Here is a 15,460-nt window from a genome sequence, read left to right on the forward strand (position 1 = left end):
CAGTTCTCTTTTATTTTTTACTTATTTCTGTAGGATTACTTCCCGAAGAGAGACAATTGAGAAGACCAAAGATGTTTTAAAAATAAAAATGGATAATAAACGGGCGGCATAACAAAAAAGAAGGCATCCTTTTCAGACACCTTCGTTTTGTTGGGTTCAAATCCGAAGTCTTATCAGGAAAATATCACTTGATTCCAAACTGATCCGCGTCCTTCCATGCCGGAAACTTAGCCCTTAGCTCTTCCAGGTCCGCACGGGTAAGCGTACAGGTACGCGTCACTTCCTCACGCTTGCCGGCATCCGCCAGCTTTTTGCCTTTCGGAGAGAAGATCATGGAGTCGCCCCGATACACAAACCCCTTGCCGTCGATCCCTACCCGGTTCACTCCGCAGACATACGCCATATTCTCCATAGCACGTGCCTGGAGCAGCGTTTTCCAAACTTTCTTGCGGGCCTCAGGCCAGTTGGCGACATAGATCAGCAGGTCGTATTCGTTGTTCACGTTCCGGCTCCAAACCGGGAAACGAAGATCATAGCAAACTTGCAAACAGATATTCCAGTCCTTATACCGTACGATCGTCCGTTTATCCCCGGCAGTGAAATGTTGGTCTTCGCCAGCCATCCGGAATAAATGCCGTTTGTCATACAAATAAGTTTCACCTTCAGGAGTTACGAAAAAAGCGCGGTTAAAATATTTCCCGTCTTCTTTCGCAATGAAGCTGCCTGCCACAGCAAGCTTATACTTCTTCGCCCATCCTTTTATAGTGGGGATGGTCGGCCCGTCCATCGTGTCTGCCAGTTTTTCAACTTCCATGGAGAAACCGGTTGTAAACGTTTCCGGCAAAATAGCAATGTCCGTCTTACCACTGACACGCCGAAGCAACTCTCCATAATACCCCAGGTTTTCATCTCTGTCCTCCCAGATAATATGGGACTGGACCATACTGATACGCAAATTGTCTGCCATAATATTAAATTTGAACAAAGTTTTCCGGGTGACAAGCTGTCACATCCCTATAATGCTCACGGATCTCACGGATATCTTTATCCGCATCACCCGTGGGATAGAATACTCCTTTGAAACCGGCTTCTTTCTTTTTGTAGTCGAAATAGGCCATCAGGATAGGCACGTTGGCTTTTTGTGCGATATAGTAGAACCCCTTTTTCCAGTCATTCACCCGTTTGCGTGTACCTTCGGGAGTCACGGCCAGTTGAAATTCTTTCCGTTGATTAAACTGTTCCACCATCTGATCCGTCACCGAGGTCCGTTTATGGCGATCCACCGGCACGCCGCCCAACCAGTCAAACAACAGGTTGAACGGAAAAAAGAACCATTCCTTTTTAATCAGGAAACTGGCATTACGGCCAATCGAGGTATAAAACAGTTTTCCCACGATAAAATCCCAGTTACTGGTATGCGGAGCTACGCATATCACACATTTTGGCACATCTTCGACCAGCGATCCCAGTTTCCAGCCGGCCAGGCGAAGAAGCGCCTTACTTATAGCTTTCTTCATTCTTTCCTTTCTATTTGCTCAACTCTCCGATTTCAGTTGCTATTGCGTTTATTTCCGTTTGCAGGTCCGCCCGCAGTTTACGGTAATATTCTTTCACCCGTTTTTTGTTTTCTTTTCCGTCCGGACGGTTGGCACGACGAATAAACTCGTCCTGCATATCGAGTATTCTCGCCATCACCACGTCAGCCTTCCCTGAATCGACTCCTGGGATATACAGCATACAAACCAATGCTTCTGAAAACAAATCGCCAGCCACATAGCTGATGTCTTTCTTTAAAATCCTTCTTTTAGCCATAGTTGTTTACATTAAAATATCCACAAATCTACATAATTCATTCATTAAACAAGCCCTATAGTTGAAAAAAAGACAAAAATTCGTATCTTTGCCCCCTCAAAATATCTGATTATAAACAAAATCGTTTATGGATAATATAACAACAACGCCGGAATATCTTTTCGAGAGCAGTTGGGAAGTATGTAACAAAGTAGGAGGTATTTATACTGTTCTTTCAACGAAAGCGCATACGTTGCTACAGTTTTTTAAAGATAAACTGATCTTTATAGGACCCGATGTGTGGGCTAACACCAATGCTCCCGACTTTATTGAAGATGATGTTCTGTTTGCTGACTGGAAAGCTTATACGAAGACCACAGACAATCTGAAAGTAAAAGTAGGCCGATGGAATGTTCCGGGAATGCCTCCTGTAATCTTGGTAGATTTTAAACCTTTCTTCAAAGAAAGAGATTCTTTTTTCTACTCGATGTGGGAAAGTTTCCGCGTGGACTCGATCCATGCATACGGCGACTACGACGAATCCTGTATCTTCGCTTACGCGGTAGGCAAGGTCATCGAAAGTTTCTACCATTTTTACAAGCTGGAAAACAAAAAGGTTGCCGCTCTGTTCAATGAATGGATGCTGGGAATGGGTGCGCTTTACATCCAAAAGCAAATCCCGGCCATAGCAACGCTCTTCACGACACATGCTACTTCTATCGGCCGTTCCATCGCCGGAAACAACAAAGCCCTGTATGCTTACATGGACGGTTATAACGGGGACCAGATGGCGAAGGAACTGAACATGGAAGCGAAGCATTCATTGGAAAAACAGACAGCCTTGCATGTGGACTGCTTTACAACAGTGAGCGACATCACAGCTCGCGAGTGCAAACAATTGCTGGACAAAGCGCCTGACATCGTCACGCCGAACGGCTTCGAACCAAACTTCGTCCCCGCCAAGAAGGAATACGAGAAAAAGCGTACGGCAGCCCGGCACGACCTGCTCAACGTAGCTGAGAAACTGTTAGGATGTCCCGTTTCACCGGATGCTTTCCTGGTGTCCACGAGTGGCCGCTACGAATACCGTAACAAAGGTATCGACGTCTTTATCGAAGCGATGAACCGGGTACGCACTTCCGGAAAGCTCCAACGTGAAGTCGTTGCTTTCATCATGGTTCCGGCCTGGGTACGCGATGCGCGCGCAGACCTGAAAGAAGTCATCGACAAGAATATCCGCACCACTTCCCCCATGCAAATGCCATTCGTAACACACTGGCTGAACCTGATGGAACAGGACAAGGTGCTGAACTATATCTCTCACGCCGGTTTCACCAATTCGGCAACCGACAAGTTGAAAATCATTTTCGTGCCTTGCTACCTGGACGGGCGCGACGGCATCCTGAACAAACCCTACTACGATCTGCTGATCGGTATGGATGCAACCGTCTATCCTTCCTACTACGAACCCTGGGGATACACTCCGCTGGAAAGTATCGCATTCGGGATTCCGACCATTACTACCGACCTTGCCGGTTTCGGCCTATGGGCCAAGAAGCATGTGACAGGTAGCAATATCAGCGAAGGCGTAGCCGTCGTGAACCGCGACGATTTCAATTATTTCGAAGTAGCAGATGCCATCACATCCTCGATCCTGACGCTTGCCGGAAAGGATAAAAAGGAAGCGGCAGAGATCCGGAAACGCAGTTTCAGCCTGGCGGCAAAAGCGGAATGGAGCAAATTCATCGTCTATTATGAAGAAGCTTTCAGGATCGCTTTGGAGAGCGCAGACAAAAGAAATAATTAAAATACGCTCATAATAAAACAGATAATCCCTATCTTTGCACCGTTTTAAGCAAAAGAAGAGATTATACAATATTAATATAGTAATTGAAACATTTTAAACTTCACAATAATGAAAATCAAAGCGAATAACGCAAACAGCCCGATTTGGAAAGATATTTATTCCCATTCTATGCTCCCCGAGCAATTACAGCCGTTATATGAAATGGCTACAAACCTATGGTGGGTATGGAACCATGAAGGAGCCAAATTATTCGGTAAGATCGATTCTGAACTTTGGGCCTCAACAGAAGGTAACCCTGTTCTTTTACTTCAAAGCCTATCCTACAAACGTATTGAAGAAATTCTGGCTGATGACGTCCTGATGGCCGAAATCAAAGCTGTTTACTCAATATTCAAGGATTATGTAAATGTTAAACCGGATCAGACAAAACCGTCTGTTGCCTATTTCAGCATGGAATATGGTTTGACAAACGTGCTTAAAATCTATTCCGGCGGACTGGGCGTACTGGCAGGTGACTATCTGAAAGAAGCCAGCGACAGCAACATCGACCTGACAGCAGTAGGTTTCCTCTATCGCTACGGCTACTTTACTCAGTCTCTGTCTATGGAAGGACAACAGATTGCCAACTACGAACCGCAAAACTTCAACGCGCTGCCTCTTACTCAAGTTATGCAGGCTAACGGCGAACCGATGGTATTGGAAGTCCCTTACCCCGGCCGCACCGTTTATGCGCACATCTGGAAAGTAAGCGTAGGACGCGTTCCTTTATACTTGATGGATACGGACATTCCTCAGAACAGCGAATGGGATCGTTCCATCACTCACCAGCTGTATGGCGGTGACTGGGAAAACCGTATGAAACAGGAATACCTGTTGGGGATCGGCGGTATCTTGATGCTGAACAAGCTGGGTATCAAAAAACAGATTTACCACTGCAACGAAGGACACGCTGCGTTGATCAACGCACAGCGTCTGGTAGACTTCATCCAGAACGACGGCCTGTCATTCAACCAGGCTTTGGAAGTTGTACGCGCTTCGGCTTTGTACACCGTCCACACACCGGTTCCGGCAGGTCACGACTACTTCGACGAAGGTCTGTTCGGCCGTTATATGGGCGAATTCCCCGGCAAGCTGGGTATCAGCTGGCAGGAATTTATCGACATGGGACGTGAAAACCCAGGTTCCAACGAGAAGTTCTCGATGAGTGTATTCGCTTTGAATACTTGCCAGGAAGCAAACGGCGTAAGCTGGTTGCACGGAAAAGTATCCCAGCGCATGTTCGCTCCGGTATGGAAAGGCTACTTCCCCGATGAATTGCACGTAGGATACGTTACCAACGGCGTACACATGCCGACATGGGCTTCTACCGAATGGAAACGTTTCTTTGCAGAAAACTTCAATAAGAAATTCTTCAAAGACCAGTCGAACAAGTTATATTGGGAAGCCATCCAGAACGTTGCGGACGAAGACATCTGGTCTATCCGCAAGACTCTGAAGAACAAGTTGATCACATATATCAAGAATCAGTACAAGACAAACTGGCTGAAGAACCAGGGCGACCCAGCAAAGGTTGTCTCCATCCTGGACAAGATCAACCCGAACGCCCTGCTGATCGGTTTCGGTCGCCGTTTCGCCACTTACAAACGTGCTCACCTGCTGTTCACGGACTTGGATCGTTTGGCTAAGATCGTAAACAACGAACAATATCCGATCCAGTTCGTATTCACCGGTAAAGCTCACCCGGCCGATGGTGGCGGACAGGGCTTGATCAAACACATCGTCGAAATCTCCCGCCGTCCGGAATTCTTAGGCAAGATCTTCTTCCTGGAAAACTACGACATGCGTCTGGCTCGTCACCTGATCGCCGGTGTCGATGTTTGGTTGAACACTCCGACCCGTCCTCTCGAAGCCTCCGGTACATCTGGCGAAAAAGCAGAAATGAACGGTGTTCTGAACTTCTCCGTATTGGACGGATGGTGGTATGAAGGTTACAAACCGGGTGCAGGTTGGGCATTGACCGACAAGCGTACTTACGAAAACCAGCAATATCAGGATCAGTTGGATGCCGCTACTATCTACCATACACTGGAAACAGAGATTATCCCGGCTTACTATGCTAAAAACAGCAAGGGCTACTCTCCCGAATGGATCCAGTATATCAAGAACTCGATGTCTGAAATCGCTCCCGACTATACGATGAAACGTATGTTGGACGATTATGTTAATCGTTTCTACAACAAATTGGCGAACCGCTCCTCTCACCTGCGTGAAAACAACTTTGCCGAAGCAAAAGCTATCGCTGCATGGAAAGAAGAAGTGGCTGAACATTGGGATAGTTTCCAGGTAGAATCGTTTACAAGCACACAGGATTTGTCTATCGACGGCCCGGTTGTCGGCAAAGAATATAAGTTCAACCTGGTTATCGACCGCCACGAGCTGAAAGGCATGTTGGGTGTAGAAATGGTTGTAACTAAAGAAAACCCGGACAATCATCAGTTGGAATTACTGACAACAGAACAGTTCAAGCTGATGAAAGAAGAAGGTTCCAAACTGTTCTTCGAGCTGAAAACGACTCCGAGTGAAGCAGGCCTTCACAAGATGGGCTTCCGCGTTTACCCTGTAAACAAAGAATTGCCTCATCGTATGGACTTCGCTTTCGTTCGCTGGATCCAGTTGTAATCGAAGCTGATAAAATCAATCACAAAAAAGGTTGTTCTCCGAAAGGGGGACAACCTTTTTTTATATATCAAGGCAACCGTAGCCAAATTGAGGTTTCCGCTATTATTTACGTTCCGTAACCCATAGCATTAGAAGGTGCAAAGCTATGGGTTAGGAGGCATAAAGCATAGCTTTACCGAAGCCGAAGTGGCCTCGCTCAGTCACTACTGCGAATGGTGATTTGGAGGAAGAACATTTTGATACGGTTACACACAAATAAAAAGGGGAACCGCCACAGGCAGCCCCCCTTTTTTACTGATATATGATATTGTTAGGTTAAAAAGCATAAGATACGCCGATCGCAGGCATCAAGGCGACAGTGTCATAATGCCCACCGAAAGTACGGGGTTGCCCCACCAGATCCAGATCGGTATAAGAACCGTCACGTCCGAAACCCGTTACATAAGAGAAAGCCACATCTACGGAAAAGTTTGTCAAAGGGCGGAAACTCAAACCGGCTGTAATCCCCAGCTTGTTCATACTCGGAGTTTCAGGATTCAGGTAATCGTCTTTAACCGGAGACTCATCCAGATAAGCTCCCAGACGCACATCCAAACGGTTTGTGGCTGCAAACTGACCGCCGATACGGTAAATACGAGAATTTTTATAGCTTTTCGGAGCATTGATATCATGCTTACCCAGCTCTTCTGCCGGGCTAAAGTTGACAATCAAAGATTTATACGCTCCCCAACCCACAAACTGAACTTCACCGGAAAGTGTCCAACGAGTAGTAGGACAATAAGTAACGCCTACGCTCCATACACTCGGTAGTGGCAATTCGGCAGAAAAAGTTCCTTTATCCAATTCCGGAATTTCAATTTTTTCGGGTACACCCGGAAGCCCCTGAAGCTGACCTAACAGCCCGTTTACCTGTTGCAACAGACCTTTGAATTCCAATTCATTGGCATAATCCAATGCAATATCCCCTTCTTTTACCTTTGCTGTTACTTTCGAACGATAAGAAGCAGCGATCGTAACCTTTTCATTCACATCGAACATCGCACCGATATTATATCCCAGACGCACGCCTGCATCTCCTTTCAAACCGACAGAAGCTGCCGACACATTATCATATTTAGCCATAACCTCTTTCAATTGCTGAGGAATCATTGCTTCCAATGCCGGATTTCCAGCAGTCAGCTTACCAGCCAATCCGCTCATAGCACCCGGAGCAATCAAAGAACGGTTCAAAGAGATATTGCCAAACTCCATCATCAGGCCAGCACCGATACTCAACCGATCTATAATTTTCCAGGAAATCGTAGGCTGAATATTAAATGCCTTCAAAGAAATATCCTGGATAAGGTGGGAACCTCTCCAATCGTTTCCCCAATGAATACCACTACCAAACGGAGTATTTACCATTACACCGGCAGCCAGATTATCATATATTTTAAAACCGGCATAAAGATACAAGGGAGTACTGGCTTTATTATCCGTTTCAAAAGAATAATCGTCTGTCAATGATTTATATTTAGCAGTAGCGAACACACCGGAAACACCTACCGACAGGTCGACATTACGATCCATAAAAGCCAATCCGGCAGGATTGAAATGCATACTTTCCGCACCCAGTTTCATTGCGACACCTACATGACCCATACCGGCCTGCTTCGTACTCTGTGCATTTACCTGGTAACCTTCTGCGGCCACATACGTCATTGGAAGCATGGAAAGACATGCTAACGCGATAACTTTCTTCATAAAAACTTTATTTGTTAATACCTATTTCTATTATGCCTTCCCGGACATAAACGGCGGCAAAGATAAATACTTTTTTTAAATATTGCACACTTTTGACAGAAATGTGCTGCACAAATTAATTAGGGTTGTGCAATTTCATCTTCCCCTATTCCTCCTATTTTCCGTTTTCAATTCTCCATTTTCAATTAAAAAAGTATCTTTGCAGGCGAATAAGGAATGTCTCCTTTTCCGTGTGCTTGCTAAACCACGTATTAAAAACAAGAAAGATATGAAACATCAAGAAGCCGCTTTGGTATGCTTCTCCGGCGGACAAGACTCCACGACTTGCCTGTTCTGGGCAAAGAAGCACTTTTCTCGTGTAGAAGCCGTATGCTTTACATACGGGCAAAAACATTCCCAGGAAATAGAGGTTGCACGAAAGATCGCAGCCGATGCCCACGTTCCGTTCCAACTGTTGGACGTGTCGTTGATCAGCCAGCTCGATCCGAACTGTTCGCTGACAAATACCGGCATTTCGATGGACCGGGAAAAACCGGCAGACAGCTATCCGAACACCTTCGTTCCGGGGCGTAACATGGTATTCCTGACCTTCGCCGCGATCCTGGCACGCAGCAAAGGGATCTTCAACCTGGTAACCGGCGTATCGGAAGCCGATTTCAGCGGTTATCCCGATTGCCGCGATACATTCGTACGCTCCCTCAACGTCACCCTGAACCTGGCGATGGACGAACAGTTCGTTATCCACACTCCCCTGATGGACCGGGACAAAAGCGAAGTATGGGAACTTTCCGACGAATTAGGAGTCTTCGACCTTGTACGGGCCCAGACCCTCACCTGCTACAATGGCGTTATAGCCGAAGGTTGCGGCCATTGCCCCGCCTGTAAACTACGCCGCGAAGGGCTGGAGAAATATTTAAAAAGACGCTGATAAATCATCGTTTACAAGAATAACAAAAAGACATCATGGATACAAGAAAAGAAGAAAACGAACTGCATCTGTTAGGCGGTTCAACCGTATACAAACAAGATTATGCTCCGGAGGTGCTGGAGGCCTTTACCAATAAGCATCCGGATAACGATTACTGGGTACGCTTCAACTGTCCTGAATTCACAAGCCTCTGCCCCATCACCGGCCAGCCGGACTTTGCAACCATCTACATAGATTATATTCCCGATGTAAAAATGGTGGAAAGCAAGAGCTTGAAATTATATTTGTTCAGCTTCCGCAATCACGGAGCCTTCCATGAGGATTGTGTCAATATCATCATGAAAGACCTTATCCGCCTGATGGACCCCAAATATATCGAAGTCACCGGTATCTTCACTCCGCGCGGCGGAATCAGCATTTACCCGTACTGCAATTACGGCCGGCCAGATTCCAAATACGAACAACTGGCAGAACAACGGCTTTTCAATCACAAGCCAGCTTGAGAATTGAAAATTGAAAATTGAAAATTGAAAATTAACTGCGACGCGAAGCTAAATTTTCATTTTTCAATTTTCAATTTTCAATTAATCAACTACCTTTGCAGGTAGTAAATTCTAAACCAAATAAAAAAATTTAGACCATGAACAAAAGCATTACAATGAAGACTGCTTTGGCAGCTTTAGCTTGTACAGCCTGTATCAGTGCAAGCGCACAAAAACAGTACCCCGAACAGAAAAAAATGGAACCAGGGATGTCCGAATACTGGACGCCACAACCGAAAGTAGTTACTCCGGGTGACATCAAAACAAACAGTGCCCCTTCCGACGCTATCGTCCTGTTTGACGGCAATGATCTCTCAGCTTGGGAAACACCTAAAGGCGGACCGGCTGAATGGATTGTAAAGAAAGGAGTTTTCACTGTTGACAAAAAGAAAGGAGACATTCAGACAAAACAAAAGTTCGAGAATTTCCAGTTGCATATCGAATGGTGCGTACCCAAAAACATCACCGGCACAAGCCAAGGACGTGGCAACAGCGGTATCTTCTTGCAAGATATGTATGAGATCCAGGTTCTGGATTGCTACAACAACGAAACCTATGTAAACGGACAGACCGGTAGTGTCTACAAACAAACGCCTCCTCTGGCAAATGCCATGCGTAAACCGGGTGAATGGAATGTCTACGACATTATCTATTCCGCTCCTATCTTCAAAGAAGACGGAACTTATCGTGTTCCGCCGCGCGTTACTGTCATTCAGAATGGCATCGTATTGCAGAATAATACGACTATCCTGGGTACTACAGAATATATCGGTTTCCCGAAAGTAGTAAAACATGGTGCAGGCCCGATCCGTTTGCAGTCTCATGGCGACCCCAGCGAACCGATCAGCTTCCGTAATATCTGGATCAGGGAAATGTAAAGTCAGTTGAAAGGTGAAAGTTGAAAAATATAAATTGAACTTTCACCTTTTAACTTTCACCTTTCAACTATTTAGTCGAGCGTTAAATTAAACTCATCCTTCAACTTGGCCAAAACCGGATTTATATTCAGCAAGTGTTCATACTTCTCTGTCGACGTATAGGCCAAATGTTTCTGATTCGTTTCATCTATACGGACACGCATCTGAATACGGGTATTCTTCAACTGCACCCGCAGATAACTCAATATATCGATACAATTATTCGTCAATTCATCCTGTTGGCCTGGGTTATGCACACAGACTTCAAAACAATAATTATCCTGCAAGGCCGGCTTACAATTGATCATCGTATTTTTCAGATATACCTTCTTATCGATCGCAGATGCATAAGCATCCCAGTAATGCACCAATGCTTCCTGGCTAAAAGGACTCTGTATTTCCTGTACCACGGTAGCAGCTTGCGCCGTAGCCTGCGCTTTCGGGTGCTCCACTCCTATCTCTTTAATGGAAGTGCCGAACTGGGGCGGACGCGCCACTCTCTTAGGCGTCGATGCCGGAGGAGCCTGCGGAATAGCAGTCGCACCTGTCATTTCCTGCGGAGATTGTACCGGGCGTTGCAAAGGGGGAGCGGACTGTACGGTATAAGTCTGAGTCGCTACGGCCTGCCCTGGTTGGGCAGGAGCCTGTCCCGGCCCGTTGGATGCGATCGGTTCAATCAGCCCTTTTTTTTTATCATCAGCCGGTTGCCCGGCGCTGCTTAACTGGCAAAGCTGGATAAGCGTAAGCTCCAATAACAGGCGTTTATTCCGGCTGGCCCGGTAATTCAGGTCACATGTATTTGCCAATTCGATCGCCTTAAACAACAGTCCGTCGGAGCAACGCTTCGCCATCTCCTTATATCGTTCACGAATAGAAGCTCCTACCTCGAACAGGATCAAAGTAGCCTCATCCTTGCATACCAGCAAATCACGGAAATGCGACGCCAAGCCGGTTATGATATTCTGCCCGTCAAAGCCTTTGCCCAATATATCGTTCAAGATCAGGATGGCAGATCTTACGTTGCCGGAAAGCATTGCATCCGTCAGACGGAAATAATATTCGTAATCAAGGACGTTCAGGTTATCGATAACAGCCTGATAGGTAATATTCCCATTCGTAAAACTGACCACCTGGTCGAAGATGGACAACGCGTCGCGCATACCGCCATCCGCTTTCTGGGCAATCACATTCAAGGCTTCCGGTTCCGCCGTCACCCCTTCGCAGGAAGAGACGTATTCCAGATGTTCCACCATATCGGCAATCGAGATACGCGAAAAGTCGTATATCTGGCAACGGGACAGGATGGTCGGCAGCACCTTGTGCTTCTCCGTCGTAGCCAGGATGAACAAGGCATGATGGGGCGGTTCCTCCAACGTTTTCAGAAACGCATTGAAAGCCGCCGAACTCAACATATGCACCTCGTCGATAATAAAGACCTTATATTTTCCGATAGGAGGCGGAATACGCACCTGGTCGATCAGGGCACGGATGTCGTCAACCGAGTTATTGGAGGCGGCATCGAGTTCATGGATATTATAGGAACGCTGTTCGTTGAAAGCCTTGCAGGATTCGCATTCGTTACAGGCTTCCCCGTCGGCAGTCGGATTCAGGCAATTGATCGTCTTGGCAAAGATACGGGCACAAGAGGTCTTACCCACTCCACGGGGACCGCAAAAGAGGTAGGCATGAGCCAGCTTGTTACTTTGTATTGCATTTTTAAGTGTAGTTGTCAAGGATTTCTGTCCCACCACGCTACGAAAAGTAGAAGGACGGTATTTCCTTGCCGATACAATATAATTATCCATTCTCTGCTTTTTTATTAACAAGACAAAGATAAACAAAATAATTCATTTACCTTTGCAAAAACGAAGTTCCGATGTCACGCATAAAAGACTTTTACAACAAGTATCTGTCCAGGATCAATGCCTACTGGCTGGTAACCATAGTGTTCTTCGCTCTGACTTTCGTGTTGGGCGACAGCAGCCTGTACAAGCGTTATACATACGATGAAAAGATTCGCAGCCTGGAAAAAGAGATCAAGCATTATCAGAAAGAGATCGAGGTCAACAGCAAGAAGCTGAACGACCTGCATACGGACAAGGAAGGTCTCGAACGCTTTGCCCGTGAAGAATATTTCATGAAAAAGCCGAACGAAGATGTTTACATTATTAAGAACAAGTAAATGAACGAAAAAGCAAGAACGATAGTTTTCAATATCTCCGCCCTGCTGTTGCTCGCCGGTGCGGGATTATATCTGGCATTGCCTGTTGTAGCCCCTTACCTGTTTGCCGTCGGAGCAGCCGGCGTCGCAGTCAGTTACCTGACGATGCCTACCAAAGAAATGGATTTCCGCAGACGCAGGTTGCACCGCTACAATATATTTGCCGGATTGCTGTGCATATTCGCCTCCGCCCTGATGTTCAGCGGACGGAAAGAATGGGTGATTTGCCTGACCATTTCAGCCTTGCTCCAGTTATACACGGCATTTGTCGCTCCTAAAAAAGAAAACTAAAGATGAAAAATACCTACATATAGTTAGAGGTATTGTCAATATTACAATTACAGGGACAATAAAATTACCTAAAATCCGCGATTGATGCGCTTTCCATTTATAAAGACCTTTGCATCGTTTTACTAACGATACAAAACTCTTTATAAATTGAAAGCGACTATTCTTAAAATTTCCGGTTTATTCATATTCCTCTTGGCTGCGATATCCGCCTCTGCACAGGACAGAGCGATGATCTCAGGTAAAATAATATCTACGGAAAAAGAAATCGTTGATTTCGCAACGGTCTACCTGAAAGGAACCACGTACGGCGGAACAACCAACGAACAAGGCATTTACCATCTGAAAGCTCCGGCAGGCGACTATACATTAGTCGTATCAGCCATCGGCTATAAGACTGTCGAAAAACCGGTTAAACTTACCAGAGGGGAAAGGACCAAGCAGAATATAACCATTACTCCGCAATCGACAGAGCTGGACGAAGTGGTCGTTGTCTCAAACGGAATAAGCCGTTTGAAGCGTTCGGCATTCAATGCCGTAGCACTCGATACGAAAGAACTGCAAAATTCCAACAGAAGCCTGAGCGAGGCACTGGCTAAAGCTCCGGGGATGAAAGTGCGTGAATCCGGCGGTGTCGGTTCGGATATGCAACTTACGCTGGACGGCTTCAGTGGCAAGCACGTGAAAATATTTATCGACGGTGTGCCGCAGGAAGGTGTGGGAAGTTCGTTCGGGCTGAACAACATCCCGGTAAACTTTGCCGAACGCATCGAAATCTATAAAGGAGTGGTCCCGGTAGGCTTCGGTACGGATGCGATCGGAGGCGTGATCAACATCATCACTAAAAAGAAACGGAACAGATGGTTTTTAGACGCATCCTATTCGTATGGTTCCTTCAATACGCACAAATCTTACGTGAACTTCGGACAGACGTTCAAGAACGGCTTTACCTACGAAATCAATGCTTTCCAGAACTATTCGGACAATGACTACCATGTGAACGCTCCGGTGGAAAACTTCGAAACAGGAAGTATCGACAGAAGCAAGAAAGAACGTGTGAAACGCTTTAACGATACCTACCACAACGAAGCTGTCATCGGTAAATTAGGTATCGTAGACAAGAAATGGGCAGACCGCCTGCTGCTGGGTTTCACCTATTCCAATATGTACCAGGACATACAGACAGGCGTACGCCAGGAAATCGTGTACGGTCAAAAGCACCGCAAAGGGCATTCGCTGATGCCTTCGCTGGAATATGGCAAACGCGACCTGTTTACCCAAAACCTGGACATGGTACTGACCGCCAACTACAATAAAAACCTTACGACCAACGTGGACACCTCTTCTTATGAATATAACTGGCGTGGAGAAAAGCACCTGATGAACTCTGCCGGAGAACAGTCAAGACAACATTCACGGGCAGACAACAATAACTGGAACGGCACGTTGACACTCAATTACCGGGTCGGTAAAATGCACACATTCACCTTCAATCATGTATTGAACACTTTCCACCGTTCCAATACATCCCTGCTTGCAGCCGAAGAGATGAAAAGCGCCATTGCCAAAGAAACCCGTAAAAACATTTCAGGCCTTTCCTACCGGTTGATGCCATCCGAACATTGGAACTTTTCCGCTTTCGGAAAATACTACAACCAGTTTGTAGCAGGCCCGATGGCAACTTCGAGCACGCAGGACGAATATGTACGCAAAACACGTTCTGTCAACTCGTTCGGATACGGGGCAGCCGGGACCTATTTCATCCTGACAGACCTGCAAGCAAAGCTGTCTTACGAAAAGGCTTATCGCCTGCCGACAATTGAAGAGATGTTTGGTGACGAAGACCTGGAAATGGGTGAACTGAGCATCCGTCCGGAAAACAGCGACAACATAAACTTCAATTTGAGCTACAACAAGACATTCGGGAAGCATACCTTGTATGTGGAAGGTGGAGTGGTCTATCGCAATACGAAGGATTACATACAGCGCAACATCACCGATCTGAGTGGCGGCAAACAGGCTGCAACCTATATCAACTACGGTAAAGTCGAGACAAAAGGATTTAACCTGTCCGTCCGGTACAACTTTGCAAACTGGATGAGCGTAGGCGGTAACTTTACCCAGATGGACGTACGCGACAAAATGAAGACCTCTATTACCAGCAGTGCCGAAAACCTGGCCTATGGAGAACGGATGCCGAACCTCCCCTACCGGTTTGCAGATTCCGACCTGTCGTTCTACTGGCGCAACCTCTGGAAAAAGGGCAATGTGCTGACCGTGACTTACGACAATCAGTACCTACATAGCTTTACTTATTATTCGTCTGCTATCGGATCGAAAAATAACGACTATGTCGTACCGAACCAGTTTTCTCATAACTTATCTCTTTCTTACAGTCTTCAGAACGGACGGTACAACGTGTCGTTCGAGTGCCGCAACTTTACAGATGAAGACCTGTACGACAACTTTAGCTTACAGAAGGCAGGACGCGCCTTCTACGGCAAAGTGAGAGTTTATTTCGGAAATTAATTCAATTATCATAGT

13 protein-coding genes are annotated in these 15,460 nt (G+C 46.2%); 8 read left to right on the forward strand and 5 right to left on the reverse strand.

Annotated features, from left to right (window positions below; all coding sequences use genetic code 11):
• Positions 1-184: 184 nt before the first annotated feature.
• The 3 genes from H8S65_RS15755 to H8S65_RS15765 are packed head-to-tail and all read right to left on the reverse strand — an operon-like array spanning position 185 to position 1,812.
• A complete protein-coding gene (locus tag H8S65_RS15755) occupies positions 185-967 on the reverse strand; it encodes an amidohydrolase (RefSeq protein ID WP_186930821.1) in 783 nt (260 codons plus the stop codon).
• 4 nt (positions 968-971) lie between these two features.
• Complete coding sequence (locus tag H8S65_RS15760; RefSeq protein ID WP_186930822.1) at positions 972-1,517, reverse strand: lysophospholipid acyltransferase family protein; 546 nt, start codon at positions 1,515-1,517, stop codon at positions 972-974.
• A gap of 10 nt (positions 1,518-1,527) precedes the next feature.
• A complete protein-coding gene (locus H8S65_RS15765; protein WP_186930823.1) occupies positions 1,528-1,812 on the reverse strand; it encodes a hypothetical protein in 285 nt (94 codons plus the stop codon).
• Positions 1,813-1,939: 127 nt separating this feature from the next.
• Between H8S65_RS15765 and H8S65_RS15770 the strand changes: the two genes are divergently transcribed.
• Both H8S65_RS15770 and glgP read left to right on the forward strand, forming a co-directional pair.
• Positions 1,940-3,598, forward strand: coding sequence for a glycosyltransferase (locus H8S65_RS15770; protein ID WP_186930824.1), 1,659 nt, complete (start codon positions 1,940-1,942; stop codon positions 3,596-3,598).
• 108 nt (positions 3,599-3,706) lie between these two features.
• Positions 3,707-6,277: an alpha-glucan family phosphorylase gene (gene glgP, locus H8S65_RS15775; RefSeq protein WP_186930825.1), complete on the forward strand. Its 2,571-nt coding sequence runs from the start codon at positions 3,707-3,709 to the stop codon at positions 6,275-6,277.
• Positions 6,278-6,592: 315 nt separating this feature from the next.
• Here the strand turns inward: glgP and H8S65_RS15780 are convergent, their stop codons facing one another.
• On the reverse strand, positions 6,593-8,020 hold the full coding sequence (locus H8S65_RS15780) for an OmpP1/FadL family transporter (RefSeq protein ID WP_186930826.1): 1,428 nt from the start codon (positions 8,018-8,020) through the stop codon (positions 6,593-6,595).
• A 268-nt stretch (positions 8,021-8,288) separates the two neighbouring features.
• Here H8S65_RS15780 and queC point away from each other — a divergent pair, with 268 nt between their 5' ends.
• The 3 genes from queC to H8S65_RS15795 all read left to right on the forward strand — a co-directional run bounded on the left by queC (position 8,289) and on the right by H8S65_RS15795 (position 10,368).
• Entirely contained in the window at positions 8,289-8,948 is a 660-nt protein-coding gene (gene queC, locus H8S65_RS15785; protein ID WP_186930827.1) for a 7-cyano-7-deazaguanine synthase QueC, read from the forward strand.
• 35 nt (positions 8,949-8,983) lie between these two features.
• Complete coding sequence (gene queF, locus H8S65_RS15790; RefSeq protein ID WP_186930828.1) at positions 8,984-9,451, forward strand: preQ(1) synthase; 468 nt, start codon at positions 8,984-8,986, stop codon at positions 9,449-9,451.
• 137 nt (positions 9,452-9,588) lie between these two features.
• On the forward strand, positions 9,589-10,368 hold the full coding sequence (locus tag H8S65_RS15795; protein ID WP_186930829.1) for a 3-keto-disaccharide hydrolase: 780 nt from the start codon (positions 9,589-9,591) through the stop codon (positions 10,366-10,368).
• A gap of 71 nt (positions 10,369-10,439) precedes the next feature.
• Here H8S65_RS15795 and H8S65_RS15800 read toward each other — a convergent pair whose 3' ends face one another.
• Positions 10,440-12,212 carry a DNA polymerase III subunit gamma/tau gene (locus H8S65_RS15800; RefSeq protein WP_186930830.1) on the reverse strand — a complete coding sequence of 591 codons (1,773 nt, stop codon included), beginning with the start codon at positions 12,210-12,212 and terminating at the stop codon, positions 10,440-10,442.
• A gap of 71 nt (positions 12,213-12,283) precedes the next feature.
• Here H8S65_RS15800 and H8S65_RS15805 point away from each other — a divergent pair, with 71 nt between their 5' ends.
• The 3 genes from H8S65_RS15805 to H8S65_RS15815 all read left to right on the forward strand — a co-directional run bounded on the left by H8S65_RS15805 (position 12,284) and on the right by H8S65_RS15815 (position 15,445).
• Entirely contained in the window at positions 12,284-12,589 is a 306-nt protein-coding gene (locus H8S65_RS15805; protein WP_186930831.1) for an FtsB family cell division protein, read from the forward strand.
• Positions 12,590-12,919, forward strand: a complete 330-nt coding sequence (locus tag H8S65_RS15810; protein ID WP_186930832.1) for a hypothetical protein — start codon at positions 12,590-12,592, stop codon at positions 12,917-12,919.
• Between the two features lie 228 nt (positions 12,920-13,147).
• A complete protein-coding gene (locus H8S65_RS15815) occupies positions 13,148-15,445 on the forward strand; it encodes a TonB-dependent receptor (RefSeq protein WP_255489273.1) in 2,298 nt (765 codons plus the stop codon).
• Positions 15,446-15,460: the final 15 nt, after the last annotated feature.

Source organism: Parabacteroides hominis (genome assembly GCF_014287585.1).
GTDB classification, from domain to species: domain Bacteria; phylum Bacteroidota; class Bacteroidia; order Bacteroidales; family Tannerellaceae; genus Parabacteroides; species Parabacteroides hominis.